The sequence below is a fragment of the Bacillus sp. RIT 809 genome (assembly GCF_016892495.1).
Taxonomy (GTDB): Bacteria; Bacillota; Bacilli; order Bacillales; family Bacillaceae_G; genus Bacillus_A; species Bacillus_A cereus_U.
The window spans coordinates 120,602-141,860 of the sequence record NZ_JAFEMR010000006.1 but is presented as its reverse complement, the minus strand read 5'-3'; the positions used below and the strand labels follow the sequence as shown (position 1 = coordinate 141,860).

The following is a 21,259-nucleotide window of genomic DNA, read 5'->3' as shown; positions in this document are numbered from 1 at the left end:
CTATAGTATCTACCTGCTTATCATCAATAACTATTTCTTCACTTTCTGTTTCAGGGGTACCGCCCCATCCCCATCAACTTAAGCATTTTATAAAACCACAAAACAAAAAGAACCATAACCCCGCCAATCTGGCAAAGTTATGGTTCATATCATACAAAATAAAAAAACCACCAAATATGTATTGGTGGAGACGGTGGGAGTCGAACCCACGTCCAAAAATATCGGCACTTAAGCTTCTACGAGTGTAGTCGATATATTAGCATTTCGCGAACTCTTCGGCCTATCGACAGGCTTCCAAGTTGCTAGTCTGATTGTTCTCTTCCTTCGCCCTCAGACGGCGAACTCCGGCGTAGTCCACTTAGTTTGAGTCCCTTACCCTACCACATGGACGATGGAGGGAGGAACCTTTAGTGCAATTAAGCAGCTAAAGAAAGATTGTTTTGTTTGCCAATTATAGGCTTTGACGTTTTAACGAGGCCGATCCCCTCGACTCGCAACCTAAGCTCGAACTATCCCTGTCGAATCCGTAACGTCCCCATGATAAAAATGGAGCATACGAAGAAATATCGTGATAGCTACTAAGAGCTGTTTTTCAATGTGCAACAATCTTACATAAGTTATTATATCATACGCGCGCCGTTTTACAAATGTAAATATCTGTATTACATCTTTTGACGATCACGGAACACGCGTGCAATTTCACGTTTAGCTTCTTTCTCTTTTAAATCGTGACGCTTATCATATTGCTTCTTACCTTTTGCTAAACCAAGTGCCATTTTCGCAAATCCATTTTTCAAATAGATTCTAACTGGAACTAATGCATATCCTGTTTCTTTTGCGTAACCTGCTAGCTTATCAATTTCTTTTTTATGAAGAAGTAACTTCCTTGTACGTAGCGGATCGTGATTGAAACGATTCCCTTGTTCATATGTATTAATATGCATATTATGAACCCATACTTCACCGTTATGTATACGTGCAAACGCATCTTTCAAGTTCACGCGTCCAGCGCGAATCGACTTAATTTCCGTTCCTTGAAGGACAAGCCCTACTTCGTATGTTTCTTCGATGAAATAATCATGAAATGCCTTTTTATTTTGCGCAATAACCTTACCTGTACCTTTTGGCATATAACGTCCCTCCTCTATTTTTACCATTGTAACAAATGTAAACAAAAAGCGAAAGTGGCTCGCTCAGAATGTGAGGTGGATGGAGCTTCTGACCTTGAGGCGTTCTTTGCCTCCTGGGAAGAAGCGAAGCCACCGAACATTCTAGCCACTGTAGCTAGATTAAACAAAAAGCGAAAGTGGCTCGCTCATAATGCGAGGCGAAGCCACTCTTTTCTTACTTGCGCTTTTTCTTTTTCTTCTTGAATCCTGGTACATTTTCAAAGAATCCTTTTTTCTTCTTGCCATTACTATTGCCATTACTATTACCATTACTATTACTATCTTTTTTCCCTGGCTGACTAGCGGATGTGGATGCTGATGCTTTTCCTTTTCCTTGGCCACCACGATCAAACTTTCTTCCTGTGCCGCGTTCGCCACCGCGCTCATTACTACGCTCGCTACGTCCACCGCGTTTCTTTCTACCTGTTCTTGGCTGTTCAATCACAACTGGACGATCTTTGAACTTGCGACGAGGTGTGCCTTTCATGCCAACGATTTCAAAGTCGATTGCTCGCTCGTCTTTATTTACGTTAATAACACGAATTGTAATTTCGTCACCGATGCGGAATACGTTACCTGTACGTTCTCCAATCATCGCAAAATGTTTTTCGTCATAACGGTAGTAATCATCTGTTAAATAGCTAACGTGTACAAGACCTTCAATTGTATTTGGAAGCTCTACGAATAAACCGAAGTTTGTTACAGAGCTAATCATACCGTCATACTCTTCACCGATCTTATCAACCATATACTCTGCTTTTTTCATTTCGTCTGTTTCACGTTCTGCTTCAACAGCGCGGCGTTCCATATTAGAAGAGTGCTCTGCAATCTCAGGTAAGTTTTCACGCCATTTCGCTTGCGTTTCGTTGTCTACTTTACCATTAATGATGTATTCACGAATCAATCTATGAACAATCGTATCTGGGTAACGACGAATTGGCGATGTGAAATGCGTGTAGAACTCAGTTGATAAACCGAAATGTCCTAAGCTGTCCGAATCGTAACGTGCTTGCTTCATAGAACGAAGCATAACTGTTGAAATGACTACTTCTTCTGGCTGACCTTGAACCATTTCAAGAATTTGTTGCAGCGCACGAGGATGTATTTCGTTCGCACGTCCTTTTACTGCATATCCGAAGTTTGTTACAAACTCGAAGAAACGCTCAAGCTTATCTTCTTTCGGATCTTCATGGACACGGTACATAAACGGTACGTTCATCCAGTGGAAGTGCTCTGCTACTGTTTCGTTCGCAACAAGCATAAACTCTTCAATTAACTTCTCTGATACAGAACGATCACGCATTACAACATCAGTCGGTTTTCCTTCTTCATCTACTAGTACTTTCGCTTCTTTAAAGTCAAAGTCAATCGCACCGCGGCGCATACGTTTTTCACGTAAAATTTGTGCTAACTGCCCCATTTCTTTAAACATTGGTACTAGCGGCTCGTAACGTTCAATTAGCGCTTCGTCTTCATCTTCTAAAATGCTTCTTACGTCAGCATACGTCATACGCTCTGTCGTTTTAATTACACTTTGGAAAATCTCATGCTTTACAACATCACCTAGATTGTTGATTTCCATTTCACAAGATAGTGTCAGACGGTCTACTTTCGGATTTAATGAACAAATACCGTTTGATAAACGATGCGGAATCATCGGAATTACACGGTCTACAAGATATACACTCGTTGCTCTCTCCGCTGCTTCAACATCAATTGGAGAACCTTCTTGAACGTAATGACTTACATCCGCAATATGAACGCCAAGCTTATGGTTACCGTTCTCAAGCTTCGTTACTGTAACAGCGTCATCTAAGTCTTTCGCATCCGCACCATCAATTGTAACAATCATTTGATCACGTAAATCACGGCGATCTTTTATATCTTCTTCTGAAATCGTTTCTGGTACACTGTTTGCATGTTCCATCACTTCTTCAGGAAACGCTAAAGGTAAATGATGTTTATGAATGACAGATAAAATATCTACTCCTGGGTCATTTTTATGACCTAGAATTTGAATAACTTCACCTTCTGCGCTTAAACGGTTCTCTGGGTAGCCCGTAATTTTCACAACTACTTTATGGCCTTCTACAGCGCCCATAGATGCACTTTTCAAGATAAAAATGTCACTTGTCCAGCGTTTATTATCAGGTATAACAAATCCAAAGTTCTTTGACTCTGTATATGTACCAACTAGTTCCTTCGTTCCACGCTCTAAAATACGAACAATCGCGCCTTCTTGGCGTGATCCACTTGATTGCGCGCTAACACGTGCTAATACTGTATCACCATGAAGTGCGCCATTTAATTCTGTAGGCGGGATGAAAAGATCATCATCTCCTGTTTTCTTCTCTTCTGGAACGACGAACGCAAAACCACGTGCGTGCCCAATTAATTTACCGCGTACTAAATTCATTTTTTCTGGAAGACCGTAGCGGTTACTACGTGTGCGGATAACAAGCCCCTTCTCTTCCATCATTACAAGTGCCTTTACGAAATCTTTAAAGCCCTCAGAGCCTTCGATTCCAAATGCCGATTCTAATTCTTGTATCGTTAACGGTTTATACGCTTCTTCCCTCATAAATAATAACAACTTATCAATATGTTCTTGCATGATTTCTTCCAAGCAGAAATACCTCCTTTAAACCCTTATATTATTTAGTGTATCCGAAAGATGGGGGATGTATAAAGTGAAACTTTAATCATCTCCCAATGATTTTTTACAGCTTTCATAAAGTGTAACTTTAATCAGTGGGGTTTTGTCCCTTTCCACTGATTATTAGCCCACACCAATTGGGATAATAAATTCCCTTATGAAAAAAAGAGGCAACTAGATCTTACCAATCTAGTTGCTCCAAGAAGTTATATACATCCTCATGTAGCACATCACGTTCTTTATCAAGTGTAATGACATGCGTAGAGTCTTCATACCATTTAATGTCTTTTAACGTAGATTCTACACCGTTATAAATAATGTTAGCACTATCTGTATTAATCATCTCATCATGACGTGCTTGTACAACGAATGTTGGAGCATAAATCATATCAACATTATTGCGTACGTCACGAATCAACTCCTGTAATGCTTTTAATGTATTCATTGGTGTCTGTTTAAATTCAAACATTTCCTGCTCAATTCGTTCTGGTGATTTTTGCTCACGCTTTTTATATTCGCGGGCATATGCCAATATACCTTGGTACATAATTTCTTCACTTTTAATGTACATCGGTGCACACATTGGTACAACACCTAAAATCGGTAATGTATAAGCAAGTTTTAATGAGAATACTCCGCCTAATGATAATCCAACCGCAGCTATTTTCTCGTAACCTTGATCTTTTAAATGCTGGTAGGCATTCATTACATCTTTCCACCAGTCTTCAGGGCCTGTATGAACAAGCTCTTGTGGTGGTACGCCGTGTCCTTTATAAATTGGCGCATGACAAGTATAGCCTTTCTTCTCTAAGAAACGCCCTAGCATGCGTACGTCAGCTGAGTTCCCTGTGAATCCATGTAATAATAAAACAGCGCGGTCTCCACCTTCAAATGTAAATGGTTTCGGAGATGCTAATTTCATCATGTACTTCTCCTCTTTCTCTTCTGTAATCTAGTCGTATTCTTTCTATTCTTAGTGTACCATATTTATAATTCTATAATCTAATTAGAAACTTTTTTTGAATAACAAATCAAAAAAAGAAGAACCATTAGCATAATCCGCTAACGCTTCTTCTTTTACTTTTATAAGTTTAAGTACGTAACAGCAATTGTTAGTACAAAGAACAACACAGCTAAAACAACTGTAACACGGTTTAATACCGCTTCAATTCCACGTGCTTTTTGCTTACCAAATAATTGCTCTGCACCGCCTGAAATTGCACCTGAAAGGCCTGAGCTATTACTAGACTGCATAAGTACCATAACAATCATTAAAATCGATACAATAATAAGTAAAACAGATAATAACGTATGCACTTGGCGTACCTCCTACAAAGATTCAGTTATTTTAAATGTAGCATAAATCCTATAGAAAAGCGAGAGCTATAGAATCGCTCTCGCTTTTCTTCTATTACATAAACACCATTGCGAATAACGGTCCAAGCAAACATGTCAAAATTGCTGTTAATGTCATTGTTACCGATCCAATAACACCTTCATGCTCATTATTTTTCATCGCTCTCATAACACCCATAATATGAGACGCACATCCAAAGCCAATCCCTCTACCAACTGAGTTTGTAACACGGCTCCATTTTAATAAAATCGGTCCTGAAATCGTTCCAGTAATACCTGCGATAACGACGAAGGCCGCTGTTAAGGACGGGACACCACCAACTTGTTCAGACACACTCATCGCAACTGGCATTGTCACTGATTTTGGTAAAGAAGATAAAATTAAGCTTTTATCTGTTCCCATAAGTGTGGCGATAGCCAAATCACTTGCAATAGCAACTGTTGTACCTACTAATACCCCACCAGCAATTGGTACAACATATTTTTGCAGAACATGACGTTGTTTATAAAGCGGGATTGCAAATGCTACAACACCTGGTCCGAGTAGCTTCGCAATCCAGCCACCACCACTTTCCATATAATTTTGATATGGTATATCAAGCATTATAAATAAGAAAGCCATTAATGCTGTTGCAACAAGCATTGGAATGGTAAATGGTGTTGGAAATAATTTATAGATTTTTTTAGATAATTGATATAATAGCACGGTAAAAAGAACCCAACCGATTCCGATTAATATTTGGCTCATTGTGTCTCTTTTTCCTTTCTATTCGCAAGATATTGTCCTGTATGCCCTGCGACAATAATAATTAAAAACGTACTCGCTACAACTGTAATGAAAAGAGAAATTCCTTTACTCATAAAAAAAGCACCGTAATTCATTAAGCCAAGCGTTGGCGGAATTAATAAAAACGGCATAATAGCAACGAGTGTTTCTGCTCCTAAATCAAACCATTTCACTGGAAGTACTTTTAGGCTAAGAAAAACAAGCAGGAGGAACATCCCAATCAAACTTCCTGGAATCGGAATATTCAACATTTCTTGCACCCAATTTCCAACCATATAAAATACATAAAGAGCAGAAATTTGGACAAGAATCTTTGTAAGTTTCATGTTCATCATCCCTCATGTTTATACGATCTTCTGTTAATATCCTTATCATAGTATAAATTGTAAAAACCTGCAATTTATCAAATCAACAACGAAAATCCACTATATTATACGCTTACACCCTTGATATGACTGCGTTTCCGCATATAATTTATGTCAAAAACCTTGACCTAATATACAAAGTTTATATATTCTGAATTTTGATGGGTATTATTTCAATAAAATAAAATCCTTCACTCCATTTTTATTCTGCCTTCTCTCGTCAAACCTCTATTCGATCATTACTACTATGGATATTACGAAAAAATTTTACCACAATTAAAAGGCTGCCCTGTTCATGACACGATACCGATATTAGCTTTACTTGATAATTCTATGTTTACCTACTACAAATCACCAATTACCGTTATGACCGAATCTTACGCTCAAGGAGCAAGCATCGGTGATTTCCGCTCTTTAGTAGGATCAAGCCCATTCACCAATCGGCCCTCGCAGCAAATTGCTATCGATTTTGATTATAATCTCTTCTTTAAATACCTCATGTCACTTATGACGGACGAACAGTTTTAGCAAAAAAAAAACAGACCGTGATTTCTCACGGTCTGTCGTTATTTTCTACAATTATCGTTTGATATTGTAGAAAGATTGTAAACCAGCGTAAACAGCGATTTCGCCTAGCTCGTCTTCGATACGTAATAATTGGTTGTACTTAGCAATACGGTCAGTACGGCTCATAGAACCAGTTTTGATTTGGCCAGCGTTAGTTGCAACTGCGATGTCAGCGATTGTAGCATCTTCAGTTTCACCAGAACGGTGAGATACAACTGCTGTGTAACCAGCACGTTTAGCCATTTCGATTGCTTCGAAAGTCTCAGTTAAAGTACCGATTTGGTTAACTTTAATTAAGATTGAGTTAGAGATACCTTTTTCGATACCTTCAGCAAGTTTTTGAGTGTTAGTTACGAATAAATCGTCACCAACTAATTGTACTTTATCACCGATACGCTCAGTTAATAATTTGTGACCATCCCAGTCGTTTTCGTCTAGACCATCTTCAATAGAGATGATTGGGAAGTCTTTGCAAAGCTCTTCGTAGAAATCAACCATTTCTGCAGAAGTTAAGCCAGTACGGCCTTCGCCTGCAAGGTCATATTTACCAGTTTCTTTGTTGTAGAACTCAGAAGAAGCAACGTCCATTCCTAAGAATACGTTCTCTCCAGCTTTGTAACCAGCTTTTTCGATAGCTTCGATGATTACTTCTAATGCTTCACGGTTAGAACCAAGGTTTGGAGCGAATCCACCTTCGTCACCTACTGCAGTGTTAAGACCTTTATCATGTAATACAGCTTTAAGTGCATGGAATACTTCAGCACCCATACGGATTGATTCTTTGAATGTTGGAGCACCAACTGGTAAGATCATGAACTCTTGGAAATCAACGTTGTTATCAGCGTGAGAACCACCGTTGATGATGTTCATCATTGGAGTTGGTAATTGTTTTGCATTGAATCCACCAAGGTAACGGTATAATGGAAGACCTACGAAGTCAGCTGCTGCGTGAGCTACTGCCATAGATACACCAAGGATAGCGTTAGCGCCTAGTTTACCTTTGTTTGGAGTGCCATCTAATTCGATCATAGCACGGTCGATACCAGCTTGGTCAGTTACGTCGAAACCAACGATTTCTGGAGCGATTGCTTCGTTAACGTTGTTTACTGCGTTCATAACACCTTTACCAAGGTAACGAGATTTGTCACCGTCACGTAATTCTACTGCTTCGTGCTCACCAGTAGATGCACCACTTGGTACGATAGCGCGTCCGAATGCGCCGCTTTCTGTGTAAACTTCTACTTCTACAGTTGGGTTACCACGAGAGTCAAGGACTTCGCGAGCATAAACATCAATAATTGTTGACATAATAAATTCTCTCCTTTTTATATAAGCAAATTATTTAATAATTGTTTTACCTGTCATTTCTTTCGGTTGTTCCACATTTAAAAGTGTAAGCATTGTTGGGGCGATATCTCCTAAAATACCACCTTCACGAAGCTCTACATCATTTTTTGTAACGATGAAAGGAACCGGGTTAGTTGTATGAGCTGTCATTGGTCCACCCTCAGCAGTTAACTCCTGATCGGCATTACCATGGTCAGCAGTAATAAGTGCTACACCATCTTTTGCAAGAATCGCTTCTACAACTTTTCCTAAACATTCGTCAGTTGCTTCTACTGCTTTAATTGTTGGTTCCATCATCCCAGAATGGCCAACCATATCACAGTTTGCAAAGTTAAGAATGATAACATCATGTTTATCATTTTCGATGTCATTTACTAAAGCGTCCGTTACTTCATAAATGCTCATTTCAGGTTTCAAGTCATACGTTGCAACCTTTGGTGAGTTAATTAAAATACGCTCTTCTCCTGGGAATTCAGCCTCACGACCACCGCTAAAGAAGAATGTAACGTGCGGATACTTTTCAGTTTCCGCGATGCGAAGTTGTTTTAATCCCGCTTGCGCAACAACTTCACCTAATGTGTTATCAAGGTTCATTGGCTTGAATGCCACGTAACCATCTACAGTTTCACTGAAATGTGTCATACAAACGAATTCAGGAATGTGAGGTACTTTTTCACCACGATCGAACTCACGGAAGTCTTCGTTTGTAAATACACGAGCAATTTGAATTGCACGGTCTGGACGGAAGTTATAGAAGATAACTGCATCATCATTATTGATTGTTGCAACTGGCGTGTCATCTTCGTTAACAATTACAGACGGCAATACGAATTCATCATGAATACCATTTGCATAAGAGTCTTCTACACACTCTTCTGCTGATTTATAAGTAGGGCCTTCACCATTCACCATAGCACGGTAACATTTTTCTACGCGATCCCAACGCTTGTCACGGTCCATGGAGTAATAACGACCAGAGATAGTCGCGAATTGTCCTACTCCTGTTTCTTTAATTACTTCATTTGTTGCATCGATATAACCTTTTGCTGTTTGTGGTCCAACATCGCGGCCATCTAAGAAGGCATGGATATATACTTTCTCCACGCCTTCTTTTGCTGCTAAGCGAAGAAGAGCAAACATATGGTTCATGTGACTATGCACACCACCATCAGAAAGTAAACCGAATAAATGAAGAGCAGTACCTTTTTCTTTCACGCTTTTAATTGCATTTTGGAAAGTTTCGTTCTGATCGAACTCACCCTCACGAATTGCAACGTTTACGCGTGTTAAGCTTTGATATACGATGCGGCCCGCACCGATATTTAAGTGACCAACCTCTGAGTTACCCATTTGACCTGCTGGAAGACCTACTTCCTCACCACAAGCTGTAAGCGTTGTGTGAGGGAATTTGTTCCAGTAACCATCAAAATTAGGTTTCTTAGCTTGTGCTACAGCATTCCCGTAAGTTTCTTCACGTAGTCCGAAACCATCAAGAATGATTAAAGCTGTTGGCTTTCTCATTTTACCGCCCCCAGAAGACCTAAGAACGAAGCAGGCTCTAAGCTAGCACCGCCAACTAAAGCGCCGTCGATGTCAGATTGTGCCATATACTCTTTAATGTTTTCTGGTTTTACGCTACCGCCGTATTGAATACGAACAGCTTCTGCAGCTTCTGGAGAAACAGCTTCTGCAACAACTTTACGGATGTGCGCACATACTTCATTTGCATCTGCAGAAGAAGAAGATTTACCTGTACCGATAGCCCAGATTGGCTCATAAGCGATAACAGTTACTTTAACTTGCTCTTCTGTTAAACCTGCAAGTGCTTTTGTCACTTGACCTGCTACTAGATCAAATGTTTTTCCGCTTTCGCGCTCTTCTAAAGTCTCACCACAACAAACGATTGGTGTTAAACCATGTTCAAATGCTGCAAGAGTCTTTTTGTTTACTGACTCGTCTGTTTCAGCAAACATTTCACGACGCTCAGAGTGGCCAAGTACTACGTAGCCTACTTTTAAGTCGCTAAGTGCTACTGGGCTAATTTCGCCAGTGAATGCACCATTTTTTTCGAAGTGCATGTTTTGTGCACCTACTTGTAAGTCAGTTCCTTCAGCCTTTGCTACTAAGCGCTCTAAGAATAGAGCTGGCGAACAAACTACTGCATCAACAGCTGAAGCTGCTGGGATTTGACCTTTAACTTCCTCTACGAAGCTAACTGCTTCAGCTAGAGTTTTATTCATTTTCCAGTTACCTGCGATAATTGGTTTACGCATGCTTTGCACCGTCCTTTTTCTTTGGCTGCTACTTATTTGTCGTTAAGACAAACTACACCTGGAAGTTCTTTACCTTCCATGAATTCTAATGACGCACCGCCGCCAGTAGAAATGTGGCTCATTTTATCAGCCATACCGAATTTTTCAACAGCTGCTGCAGAGTCACCACCGCCGATAACAGAGTATGTACCTTCTGCATCTGCTAATGCTTGTCCTACTGCTTTTGTACCTTCTGCGAATGGAGTCATTTCGAATACACCCATTGGTCCATTCCATACAACAAGCTTAGAGTTTTTAATTACATCTGCATAAATTTCACGTGTTTTAGGACCGATGTCCACGCCTTCCCAAGTAGAAGGAATAGAGTCGATACCAACGATTTGAGTTGTTGCAGTTTCAGAGAATTCCTCAGTGATTACAACATCAACTGGCATGTAGAAGTTTACGCCTTTTTCTTTTGCAAGTTGCATAAATTCTTTAGCTAGTTCAATTTTGTCGTTTTCACATAGAGATAGACCAATTTCATGACCTAAAGCTTTAACGAATGTATAAGCAAGTCCGCCACCGATGATTAAGTTATCTACTTTGTCTAATAGATGACGAATTACACCGATTTTATCTTTTACTTTCGCACCACCAATGATAGCTGTGAATGGACGTTCTGGGTTAGAAAGTGCTTTACCTAATACATCTAACTCTTTTTCCATTAATAATCCAGATACTGCTGGTAGGTAGTCTGCGATTCCTGCTGTAGAAGCGTGAGCACGGTGAGCTGCACCGAATGCATCGTTTACGAAAATATCAGCAAGAGCTGCAAATTCTTTCGCAAGTTCTGCATCGTTCTTCTCTTCGCCCGCATAGAAACGTACGTTTTCAAGAACTACTACGTCGCCTTCGTTCATTGCTGCAACCATTTCTTGTGCAACTGGTCCGAATGCTTCGTCCGCTTTTTTAACATCTTTACCAAGAAGCTCGCCTAAACGTGCTGCTACTGGAGTAAGACGTAATTCTTCTACTGCTTGACCTTTTGGACGGCCTAAATGACTTGCTAAAATTACTTTCGCACCTTGCTCTACTAAATATTGAATTGTAGGAAGAGCTGCACGGATACGAGTTTCATCTGTAATTTTGCCTTCTTTCATAGGTACGTTGAAATCAACGCGGCAAAATACACGCTTACCTTTTAAATCTACGTCACGAATTGATTTTTTGTTCATTGGATTTCCCTCCGACTACTAGTTAGGATTGACAAAACCCATTCAAAAGCTTATCACATTTGCTTCTAAAACGAAAGAAGAGAGAGAGGGAACAAGCCCTCTCCCTCGTTTTGTCATTGATTGCTTATATACTTAAGAATTAAAGACCTTTAGAAGTCATGTATGCAGCTAGGTCTACTACGCGGTTAGAGTAACCAGTTTCGTTATCGTACCAAGAAAGTACTTTAACCATGTTACCTTCCATTACCATTGTAGATAATGCATCGATTGTAGAAGAATCTGTGCAACCGTTATAGTCGATAGATACTAATGGCTCTTCGCTGTATCCAAGGATACCTTTTAATTCGCCTTCAGAAGCTGCTTTGAATGCTGCATTTACTTCTTCAACTGTTACTTCTTTGTCAAGTTCAACAACTAAGTCAACTAGAGAAACGTTAGCAGTTGGAACACGTACAGCGCCGCCGTTTAATTTACCTTTAAGTTCTGGTAATACTAATGCTACAGCTTTAGCAGCACCAGTAGATGTTGGGATCATGTTTTCAGCTGCTGCACGAGCACGACGTAAATCTTTGTGTGGTAAGTCTAAGATTTGTTGGTCGTTAGTGTAAGAGTGAATTGTTGTCATCATTCCGCGTTTTACGCCGAATTTTTCGTTTAATACTTTAGCGAATGGAGCTAGACAGTTTGTAGTACAAGAAGCATTAGATACTACGTTGTGGTTAGCTGCATCGTATTCTTCGTGGTTAACACCCATAACTACAGTGATATCTTCGTCAGAAGCTGGAGCTGAGATGATAACTTTCTTAACTGATCCACCTAAGTGTTTCTCAGCGTCTGATTTTTTAGTGAAACGGCCAGTAGATTCTACTACTACTTCTACTCCGTAGTCGTTCCATGGTAATTGAGCTGGGTCACGCTCAGCGATAACTTTAATTTCTTTACCGTTAACAATGATGCTGTTTTCGTTAGCAGATACTTCTGCATTTAAAGTTCCGTGAACTGTATCATATTTTAAAAGGTGAGCTAATGTTTTAGCATCTGTTAAGTCGTTGATTGCTACTACTTCTACCTCAGAGTTGTTAAGAGCTGCGCGGAATACGTTACGTCCGATACGTCCAAATCCATTAATACCAATTTTAGTCATTTAAATTTCCTCCTTGGGGGATTATATTAAAGGGTAATACCCTTTGTTAATTTTTTTGCTGCACCTTCATCTGTAATTAGAATTGAAGTGTGCCCTTGCTTTATTACAGCCTGTATTGCTTTTGCTTTTGAAGAACCTCCAGCGACTGCGACAACGTGAGATACATGTTGTAAATCTTCAAGTTGCATACCAACTGTTCTTACTTTATGAACAACATTTCCTTGTTCATTAAAGTAGTAACCGAAAGCTTCGCCAACTGCTTCGCTTGCCTGAATCTTTAACCAATCTGCTTCTGAAGTATTTCTGCGACGTGCCATTGTTAACGCATCACCAATTCCATGAATGACGATATTGGAAGAGCGAATCAACTCAAGAACTTCTTTCACGGAGGGCTCTGTTACAATAGACGCATATGCTTCGCTACTAACGTGATCTGGAACATACAATAAGCGATAATTACTCATCGTATTTTGTGCCATTTTGGCGCAAATGGTATTGGCTTCTAACTCGACACCTTCTCCAATTCCACCACGTGCTGGGACAAATAGCATATGTAAATCTTTGCAATCAAGTTGCATCATGTCCGCAGCAGCAGCTAGCGTACTTCCTCCAGCCACAGCAACGATATTATTCACTGTCAGACGGTCTTTTATACAAGTCACACAAGCACGGCCCATCTCCAGTTTGACCCAAGGTGATTCATCACTATCACCAGGGACAACGAAAACTTCATCCAAGTCTAATGTTTCCTTAAGTTGTTTTTCTAAAACCTTTAACCCGGAAATTTCTTTCATAAAGTCTTCCAAAGCAAGAACTAAAGCTGTTCCTTCTTCTGTCAAAGTCATTCCAGAAGAAGCGACGTGAACTAAGTTTTGTTCTTTCAAAACTTGAACTTCACTTCGCAATACTCGTTCTGTCATACCGAGACTTGCAGATAAGTTTCTTCTTCCAATCGGCTGCATAAGCCTAATGTACTGAAGCACTTGCATTCTCGTTTGCATAACAGGTAGCAGATCAGGTAATAATTTTTTTGTGTTCTGAATCCATGAGCGCATATCTTTTCTCCTCACTACATCGGTTCATTTCCCTTCGTGGTCACTTTATGTCCCGTAGTGACATTTTGCGTCCCACCTAGGTAAAAAAAATAATCCCTGCTACGTGTATTATTGTAACAGGAGACAGAAACTTATTCAACTCTTAACTGCATTGTTTATATAGTTTATTATGACACCTTTGTGAATGTTACCATATTCTACTTGTCTTCCGCCTATTTCTACAACAGGAATCATTAGATGGTATTTCTCTAAAAGGTCATTATCTTCATATATATCTATTTCCTCAATTTGAAAAGAATATTCATATTGTACTTCCTTTAAAACTTGTTTCGCCTTCACGCAAAGACCACAATCTTTTTTTGTATATAGTACAACTTTCATCTTCTTCACCTATCCAATTGTTTTTCTTAGAGACGAAGCAGGAATATGCATTTGTTCTCTATATTTCGCAACCGTTCTGCGAGAAATAACGATCTCATGCTCTTCTTCTAATAATTTTGAAATCTTTTGATCCGAAAGTGGCTTTTTCTTATTTTCTGCTCCAACAAGCGTTTGAATGAATTGTTTCACACGCTTTGTAGAAACCGCCTCATCTTCCGTCGTAGAAATAGAATTACTAAAGAACGATTTCATCTCAAATAAACCATGCGGCGTTTGCACATATTTATTACGCGTTGCACGACTAATTGTAGACTCATGCACACCTAACTCTTCCGCCACCTCTTTTAAAGCAAGTGGTTTTAAATACGCTGGACCTTTCCAGAAGAAATCATGCTGTTTTTCCATAATAATATTCATCACTTGTAAGAGTGTTTGTTTTCTCTGTTTCAAACTGCGCATAATCCATTGCACATGTTGATACTTTTCAGATACATATGAAGCAACTTCACTTTCACTATTATTTAGTAACGCACTATACTCAGAGTGAATCTCAATTCTCGGCATATTCCGTTCGTTCATTTGTAAAACGAGACGATCGCCATCTTTTTTTACCGCCATATCAGGCACAATATAAAGTGGTTTATCAGAAGAAAATGCAAGACCTGGTTTCGGCTGTAATGATGTAATACAGTTCACCGCATCCTGTAATTCCTCGTTAGTACACTTCAACACTTGAACGAGCTTTCGCCAATCTTTCTTAACGAAATAATTAAAATAATCATCTATAATTTCTTCCGCTAAACCATTTCTTCTTTGTAAGCGCTTCAATTGGATTGATAGACATTCCTGAATATTACGCGCACCTACCCCTGCTGGCTCTAATGATTGAACAAGCTCCACAGAACGGTCCACTACATCAATTGGCGCAGAAAGAAGCTCTGATAACTCTTCATTTGTTTCTTGTAAATAGCCATTTCCATCCATGTTCATAATAATGAAAGAAGCTGCTTTTCGCTCTTCTTCATCTATTTTATAATACTGTAGTTGATTTAATAAATGTTGCTGAATCGTTGTAGAATCCACACTGTAGATTTCCATTTGATTCTCGACTTGTTTGCCGGTACTTTTACTTGTGTTAGAGCTCTTTTTCTTCTCCCTCTCGAAACCACCTAACTCAATAAGGGGATTCTCTAACGATTGCTCATATAAAAACTCCGATAATTCTTGTACATTATACTGGAGCATTGTAATCGCTTGCCTTAACTCTTGTGTCATTGCCAAACGTAAGCTTTGTTCTTGTAAAAGACTTGCCTTCAAACTAATCTCCCCCTTGTTTCTATTGTACAATAAGTTTGGTAAAAGGAGAATCCTATCGCAGACACCCATTCCAAAATATTATTAATTTATATGTATTAATGAGATTTACATCTTACAACCGAAAAATGAATAATATTGAAAGAAAATAATAACGCGTAAAAATTATTACCACATACTAATAGTAATTCTTATAACCAGATATAACAAGAGAGAAATAAAAAAAGTCCTAACCTACAGAACGTAAGTTAGGACTTTTTGACGCGCCCAGAGGGATTCGAACCCCCGACAGACGTGGTACCGGAAACCACCGCTCTATCCGACTGAGCTATGGGCGCATGATAAAATTTTATAAACCGTTTATTATCAAGGTTTTAAGCCTTCTTCTATTCCTCTTTTCCACATTTAATTTCTTGCGAAAAATCTCTAATAGAAGTGAAATACAACAAGTAAATACCTGCTTATTTTCTTCTCATAATAATAGCAATAAAATCCATCTAAATCAATAAAAATATCCCCTTAATCCTTTATATACCTTAGCTAGGAGCCTATAAAACATGTCCTTCCCCTAAATTTTCCAATCATAAATTCACCCCAATTCACAAATTATAATCTTTGAATTGATATTCCAAAGGGGGCTTCATTCAATGACTGTAATTACAAAACTAAAGCAAACTGTTTCTGGATTAAAAAGTGCACAAGCTAGCTTAGAGGGATTCGCTCTTGATACGGATAACCAACAAGCAAAGCAACTTTTCCAAACAGCTGCGCAGCAAACACAAACAATTATTGATTCTTTAAACCCACGTGTTGAAGAAGTCCAGCAAGAAGAACCACAATACACACAGCAATAACCAAAAGTGCCATTTCATCTAATGGTACACAATTTGAGAAAAAGGATGATATGCAATCATCCTTTTTCTCTCAAATTACATACTGCAATAGAAATGGAATGATTATAATGCGAAAACTCGGCCTCATAACCGCGTTATTTGTTCTTCTATTCGGTTCACTTACCGGATGCGATAATAGCCCGTTAGATAAAAAAGTAAAGAAAGAAGAAGCTAAGCGAACAGATGAAAAAAAGGGCCCAAAGTTAACAAAAATGAGTACAGAATCCTTTAATCAATCTATATCGCAAGACGCTAAGAAAAAAGCCCTCGCTATAGATGGCATTATAAAAGCTACCGCAGTTAATACCAATTTAGATCTTTACATAGCCGTCAAACCTGAACATCATGAAAGATTTGGTTTAAAGCCTTTACGAAGTAAATTAAAAAAGAAATTAAGTGATGAAAATCCTACTTTCGATATTCGTGTAAGTACAGACAAAAAGATTTTTATGCTCCTAGAAGAACTTGAAAACAAAATTAAGAACAAGAAAGTAAGTAAGGATGGCATTAAAGAACAATTGAAACTCATTCGATCAGAAATGGGATCTAATATTTAAGCTTTCTAAAAGAAAAGGAAGGATTGCCATGTCTAGTAAAGATAAAAACTTAACTCCTGTACAACAGGAATATAAAAAATTCGCGCAAGAACGAGAACCGAAGCGTCCTGTCTTAAAAAATTGTATAAAAGCTTTTTTCGTTGGTGGTTTCATTTGCTTCATCGGGCAACTTATTTCTACTTTTTACATCACGTATTTTGATTTCACTGAGCGCTCAGCAGGGAATCCGACAGTAGCAACTCTAATTTTCATTTCCATGTTACTAACTGGATTCGGTATATACGATCGTTTTGGACAATTTGCTGGGGCAGGCACAGCGGTACCAGTTACCGGTTTTGGTAATTCTGTTATCGCAGCATGCATTGAACACCGAACGGAAGGGTTCGTCCTAGGTGTTGGCGGTAACATGTTTAAATTGGCTGGCTCTGTTATTTTGTTTGGTGTATTTTCTGCTTTCGTCATCGCACTTATTAAAACGATTCTCGTTCAATGGGGAGGGCTATAAATGTTACACGGACACCGAACATGGGTATTTGAAAACAAACCAGTCATTATCTCAACCGGGGTAGTCGGTGGACCCTTTGAAGCGAAAGGTAATATCCCTGAAGACTTCGACACCCTCCATGAAGATTTATGGCTTGGACAAGATTCTTACGAAAAGGCTCACAAAATTTTATTTGAAGAAGCTTGTAGCCGTGCTACAGAGAAAGCAAAACTTCGAAAAGACGATATTCAATTCGTACTCGCAGGAGATTTAATTAATCAAATAACCCCAACGAGCTTTGCATGTCGTACACTCGGAACACCTTATCTTGGATTATTTGGAGCTTGCTCTACTTCTATGGAAGGATTAGCGCTCGGCGCAAGTATTGTAAATGCAAAAGGCGCAAAATATTTATTAACTGGAGCATCAAGTCATAACGCTGCCGTGGAAAAACAATTCCGTTATCCAACTGAATATGGTGGACAAAAGCCCCCTACAGCGCAGTGGACAGTGACCGGTGCAGGCGCAGCGATTTTAAGTGATACAGGAAATGGTCCAAGAGTTACTTCCGCCACAATTGGGCGAGTTATTGATATGGGTTTAACAGATCCGTTTAATATGGGAGGCGCGATGGCCCCAGCTGCTGTCGATACGATTGAAGCCCATTTACGCGAACGACAAATCGACGCCTCTTATTACGACTTAATCGTAACAGGCGACCTTGGACATGTAGGACGCGAAATCGCTTACGACCTACTACATAAACACGGTACAAAAGTAAAGAGCGAACAATTCCAAGATTGCGGAATCATCATTTATAGAGAAGGTCAACCTGTCATAGCTGGCGGAAGTGGTCCTGGATGTTCGGCAACAGTCGTGTACGGACATTTATTAAATAGAATGAAAAAGGGAGAATTCAAAAAGATGCTAGTTGTTGCAACAGGTGCTTTACTATCTCCACTTACATTCCAACAAGAAGAAACAATTCCATGTATCGCTCATGCTGTATCGATCGAATTTGGAGGTGCAACACAATGATTTTTTTCTGGGCTTTTGTTATTGGTGGACTTATATGTGTAATTGGTCAACTTATGTTTGATGTGGGTAAACTTACTCCTGCCCATACAATGGCAACACTCGTTGTTGTTGGGGCTATATTAGATGGATTCAATCTATATGAACCATTAATTGATTTTGCTGGTGCAGGAGCAACTGTACCAATTACAAGTTTCGGTAACGCCCTCGTTCACGGCGCTATGGAAGAAGCTGCAAAACATGGAATTGTCGGCGTTATTACCGGTATGTTTAAAGTAACAAGCGCTGGTATTTCAGCTGCTATCATTTTTGGATTCATCGGAGCATTGCTATTTAAACCGAAAGGATAAGAGGTGTTTTCATGACTGTTATCGCTAGTGTAAAAACATGCCTCGCTAGTTTAAGGGGGGCTCAAGCAAGCTTAAGTTCCCTTTCGTTAAATTCAGCAGACGAAGAAACAAAACGCGTCTTTCACGAATGTATGTTAGAAATGGACAGCGTCATCGCTGATTTAAAGGATAGAGTTTCATTATTAGAACGTGAAGAACCTCAATATAAAGGGTTTTAAGTAGACTGGAGGAAATGACTATGTCTCACCTGCCCGAATGGACACTCGTTATTCTTCGCTCTGTATTCATATTAATCATTTTATTCGCTATTACGAAATGGTTAGGGAAAAGACAAATCTCTCAGCTCTCCTTTTTTGAATACATAGCCGGAATGACAATCGGTGACATCGCTGCCCAAGTATCTACAGGGCTCGATTCAAAATTTTTCCACGGCGTCTTTGCGATACTCATTTTCGCTGTGGTACCTTTTTTCACAGGAATCCTCTCCTTAAAGAACAAAACAGCTAGAGATTTCTTTGAAGGGAAGTCTACCGTTTTAATAAAGGATGGTAAAGTACTTGAGGATAATTTAAAGAAAGAAAAGTATACAAGCGACGAGTTACTCGAGCTTCTCAGAGGAAAAAGTGCATTCAACATAGCTGATGTAGAATTTGCTGTGCTAGAACCGAGCGGGGAATTAAATGTATTATTGAAGAAAGATCGTCAACCACTTACAGCAAAAGATATCAGCTTAAAAGTGCCAAACGAAAAAGAATCACAAACTGTAATTATGGATGGAAATGTATTAGATGAACCTCTTTCAGCAAGTGGACATAACCGCGCTTGGTTACATTCAGAACTCGAAAAACTCGGCGTTGTCATTGAAAATGTATTTCTCGGTCAAGTTGACTCATACGGACAACTTACTATCGACATTTATAATGATAAACTCCAAATGCCTTCTCCTCAAAACAAACCTTTACTATTGGCATCTTTAAAAAAATGCCATGCTGATCTTGAACTATTTTCTTTAGAAACAAAATCGAAATCAGCAAGTGAAATGTATAGTAAAAACGCGAAACAAGTCGAAACAATTTTAAATAAAGTAACCTATCTTTTAAAAGAATAAATACCGAAAGAACGCTTCAGTAAAAAGGCGTTCTTTTGCCCTTTCTACACCTTTAATCACGTTTAAATTTATGTAATTCGGTTATGATGTTGAAGATACATAAGCAGGGAATTTAAAAAACATAGCGAATAAATCATGATACAACTACATATTTTTTTGATTTAAAGTGGTTTCGTTTGACCTTTATTGACCATAATTGTATTATAAACTAATAAAGCTTTCAAAGGAGGAAATAACAGATGAATTTAATTCCTACAGTAATTGAACAAACAAATCGTGGAGAACGCGCTTACGATATTTACTCTCGACTATTAAAGGACCGCATCATTATGCTTGGTAGCGCAATTGATGACAACGTAGCAAACTCAATCGTTTCCCAGCTTTTATTCTTGGAATCTCAAGATCCAGAAAAAGATATTCACATCTATATCAACAGCCCTGGTGGTTCTATCACAGCTGGTATGGCAATTTACGATACAATGCAGTTTATTAAACCACAAGTATCAACAATCTGTATCGGTATGGCTGCATCTATGGGTGCATTCTTACTTGCAGCAGGTGAAAAAGGAAAACGTTTCGCTCTTCCTAACAGTGAAGTAATGATTCACCAACCACTTGGCGGTGCACAAGGTCAAGCGACTGAAATCGAAATCGCTGCAAAACGCATCCTATTCTTACGCGAAAAATTAAACCAAATTCTTGCTGACCGCACAGGTCAACCACTTGAAGTTCTACAACGCGACACAGACCGCGACAACTTCATGACGGCAGAAAGAGCTCTAGAATACGGCTTAATCGATAAGATCTTTACAAATCGTTAATAACTACTAAAAGCGGAAGCGGCTCGTTCAGAATCGCAGGGCGTTGGAGTCCCTTCATCCGAGGCGCTTTTTGCCTCGAATGAAGGGGCGAAACGACCGGAGATTCTAGCCGCTGAAGCTGGATATAACTAAAAGCGGAAGTGGCTCGTTCAGAATCGCAGGGCGCCTAAGCCCCTGATTCCGAGGCGCTTTTTGCCTCGAATGAAGGGGCGAAACGACCGGAGATTCTAGCCGCTGAAGCTAGATACAACTAAAAGCGGAAGCGCCCTGTCAACAGGGCGCTTTTTTTATTATGTACAAGGGCAGCGCATAACCCACTCAGTATCCAATCAAATATATCGGCGTTTCGACACAACTTGTCGACTTACCGACAATTTCCG

22 protein-coding genes, 1 tRNA gene, 1 other RNA gene and 1 pseudogene are annotated in these 21,259 nt (G+C 39.3%); 9 read left to right on the top strand and 16 right to left on the bottom strand.

The annotated features are described in order from the left end of the window. Positions 1-182 precede the first annotated feature (182 nt). The 7 genes from ssrA to JTF23_RS09050 all read right to left on the bottom strand — a co-directional run bounded on the left by ssrA (position 183) and on the right by JTF23_RS09050 (position 6,303). Positions 183-537, bottom strand: a transfer-messenger RNA (tmRNA) gene (ssrA, locus tag JTF23_RS09080). 125 nt (positions 538-662) lie between these two features. Next, on the bottom strand, positions 663-1,130 hold the full coding sequence (gene smpB / locus JTF23_RS09075) for an SsrA-binding protein (RefSeq protein ID WP_002034685.1): 468 nt from the start codon (positions 1,128-1,130) through the stop codon (positions 663-665). A 214-nt stretch (positions 1,131-1,344) separates the two neighbouring features. Continuing rightward, complete coding sequence (gene rnr, locus JTF23_RS09070; protein WP_374100893.1) at positions 1,345-3,783, bottom strand: ribonuclease R; 2,439 nt, start codon at positions 3,781-3,783, stop codon at positions 1,345-1,347. Positions 3,784-4,006: 223 nt separating this feature from the next. Beyond that, entirely contained in the window at positions 4,007-4,747 is a 741-nt protein-coding gene (locus tag JTF23_RS09065; protein WP_165497462.1) for an alpha/beta hydrolase, read from the bottom strand. Between the two features lie 161 nt (positions 4,748-4,908). Then, a complete protein-coding gene (gene secG, locus JTF23_RS09060; RefSeq protein WP_002112793.1) occupies positions 4,909-5,142 on the bottom strand; it encodes a preprotein translocase subunit SecG in 234 nt (77 codons plus the stop codon). Positions 5,143-5,236: 94 nt separating this feature from the next. Continuing rightward, the gene (locus JTF23_RS09055; RefSeq protein ID WP_204208551.1) at positions 5,237-5,929 is read right to left on the bottom strand and encodes an LrgB family protein; all 693 of its coding nucleotides are present in this window, start codon (positions 5,927-5,929) and stop codon (positions 5,237-5,239) included. Next, positions 5,926-6,303, bottom strand: a complete 378-nt coding sequence (locus tag JTF23_RS09050) for a CidA/LrgA family holin-like protein (protein ID WP_171902574.1) — start codon at positions 6,301-6,303, stop codon at positions 5,926-5,928. The genes JTF23_RS09055 and JTF23_RS09050 overlap by 4 nt, the downstream gene beginning before the upstream one ends. Positions 6,304-6,549: 246 nt before the next feature. Between JTF23_RS09050 and JTF23_RS09045 the strand changes: the two are divergent. Beyond that, positions 6,550-6,861, top strand: a pseudogene (locus JTF23_RS09045) (nucleoside hydrolase); the annotation flags it as partial. A gap of 51 nt (positions 6,862-6,912) precedes the next feature. Here the strand turns inward: JTF23_RS09045 and eno are convergent. The 9 genes from eno to JTF23_RS09000 form a co-directional block, all read right to left on the bottom strand. After that, on the bottom strand, positions 6,913-8,208 hold the full coding sequence (gene eno / locus JTF23_RS09040) for a phosphopyruvate hydratase (RefSeq protein WP_002112796.1): 1,296 nt from the start codon (positions 8,206-8,208) through the stop codon (positions 6,913-6,915). Positions 8,209-8,238: 30 nt separating this feature from the next. Further along, positions 8,239-9,768 (bottom strand): 2,3-bisphosphoglycerate-independent phosphoglycerate mutase, encoded by a 1,530-nt coding sequence (gene gpmI, locus JTF23_RS09035; RefSeq protein ID WP_002089542.1) that lies wholly within the window; start codon positions 9,766-9,768, stop codon positions 8,239-8,241. Then, positions 9,765-10,520: a triose-phosphate isomerase gene (tpiA, locus tag JTF23_RS09030; RefSeq protein ID WP_002159914.1), complete on the bottom strand. Its 756-nt coding sequence runs from the start codon at positions 10,518-10,520 to the stop codon at positions 9,765-9,767. The genes gpmI and tpiA overlap by 4 nt, the downstream gene beginning before the upstream one ends. Positions 10,521-10,552: 32 nt before the next feature. Continuing rightward, positions 10,553-11,737: a phosphoglycerate kinase gene (locus tag JTF23_RS09025; RefSeq protein ID WP_002159913.1), complete on the bottom strand. Its 1,185-nt coding sequence runs from the start codon at positions 11,735-11,737 to the stop codon at positions 10,553-10,555. 139 nt (positions 11,738-11,876) lie between these two features. Next, positions 11,877-12,881, bottom strand: coding sequence for a type I glyceraldehyde-3-phosphate dehydrogenase (gene gap / locus JTF23_RS09020; protein ID WP_002112805.1), 1,005 nt, complete (start codon positions 12,879-12,881; stop codon positions 11,877-11,879). 26 nt (positions 12,882-12,907) lie between these two features. Continuing rightward, complete coding sequence (gene cggR / locus JTF23_RS09015) at positions 12,908-13,936, bottom strand: sugar-binding transcriptional regulator (protein ID WP_204208550.1); 1,029 nt, start codon at positions 13,934-13,936, stop codon at positions 12,908-12,910. A gap of 135 nt (positions 13,937-14,071) precedes the next feature. Then, positions 14,072-14,317 (bottom strand): glutaredoxin family protein, encoded by a 246-nt coding sequence (locus JTF23_RS09010; protein WP_002089547.1) that lies wholly within the window; start codon positions 14,315-14,317, stop codon positions 14,072-14,074. A 9-nt stretch (positions 14,318-14,326) separates the two neighbouring features. After that, on the bottom strand, positions 14,327-15,634 hold the full coding sequence (gene rpoN, locus JTF23_RS09005; RefSeq protein ID WP_016106598.1) for an RNA polymerase factor sigma-54: 1,308 nt from the start codon (positions 15,632-15,634) through the stop codon (positions 14,327-14,329). A gap of 259 nt (positions 15,635-15,893) precedes the next feature. Further along, positions 15,894-15,969, bottom strand: a tRNA-Arg gene (locus tag JTF23_RS09000). A 309-nt stretch (positions 15,970-16,278) separates the two neighbouring features. Here JTF23_RS09000 and JTF23_RS08995 point away from each other — a divergent pair. The 8 genes from JTF23_RS08995 to clpP all read left to right on the top strand — a co-directional run bounded on the left by JTF23_RS08995 (position 16,279) and on the right by clpP (position 20,879). Beyond that, the gene (locus JTF23_RS08995; RefSeq protein ID WP_000216167.1) at positions 16,279-16,485 is read left to right on the top strand and encodes a DUF1657 domain-containing protein; all 207 of its coding nucleotides are present in this window, start codon (positions 16,279-16,281) and stop codon (positions 16,483-16,485) included. Between the two features lie 107 nt (positions 16,486-16,592). Beyond that, entirely contained in the window at positions 16,593-17,081 is a 489-nt protein-coding gene (locus JTF23_RS08990; protein WP_016106599.1) for a YhcN/YlaJ family sporulation lipoprotein, read from the top strand. Positions 17,082-17,109: 28 nt separating this feature from the next. Next, positions 17,110-17,586 carry a stage V sporulation protein AC gene (spoVAC, locus tag JTF23_RS08985; protein WP_002112810.1) on the top strand — a complete coding sequence of 159 codons (477 nt, stop codon included), beginning with the start codon at positions 17,110-17,112 and terminating at the stop codon, positions 17,584-17,586. Further along, entirely contained in the window at positions 17,587-18,603 is a 1,017-nt protein-coding gene (gene spoVAD, locus JTF23_RS08980; protein ID WP_204208549.1) for a stage V sporulation protein AD, read from the top strand. Then, positions 18,600-18,950: a stage V sporulation protein AE gene (gene spoVAE, locus JTF23_RS08975; protein ID WP_002112813.1), complete on the top strand. Its 351-nt coding sequence runs from the start codon at positions 18,600-18,602 to the stop codon at positions 18,948-18,950. Before spoVAD ends, spoVAE begins: the two co-directional genes overlap by 4 nt. A gap of 11 nt (positions 18,951-18,961) precedes the next feature. Continuing rightward, a complete protein-coding gene (locus JTF23_RS08970; protein ID WP_002112814.1) occupies positions 18,962-19,168 on the top strand; it encodes a DUF1657 domain-containing protein in 207 nt (68 codons plus the stop codon). Between the two features lie 20 nt (positions 19,169-19,188). After that, complete coding sequence (locus JTF23_RS08965; RefSeq protein ID WP_016106601.1) at positions 19,189-20,058, top strand: DUF421 domain-containing protein; 870 nt, start codon at positions 19,189-19,191, stop codon at positions 20,056-20,058. Between the two features lie 239 nt (positions 20,059-20,297). Then, entirely contained in the window at positions 20,298-20,879 is a 582-nt protein-coding gene (gene clpP, locus JTF23_RS08960; RefSeq protein WP_001049156.1) for an ATP-dependent Clp endopeptidase proteolytic subunit ClpP, read from the top strand. Positions 20,880-21,259: the final 380 nt, after the last annotated feature.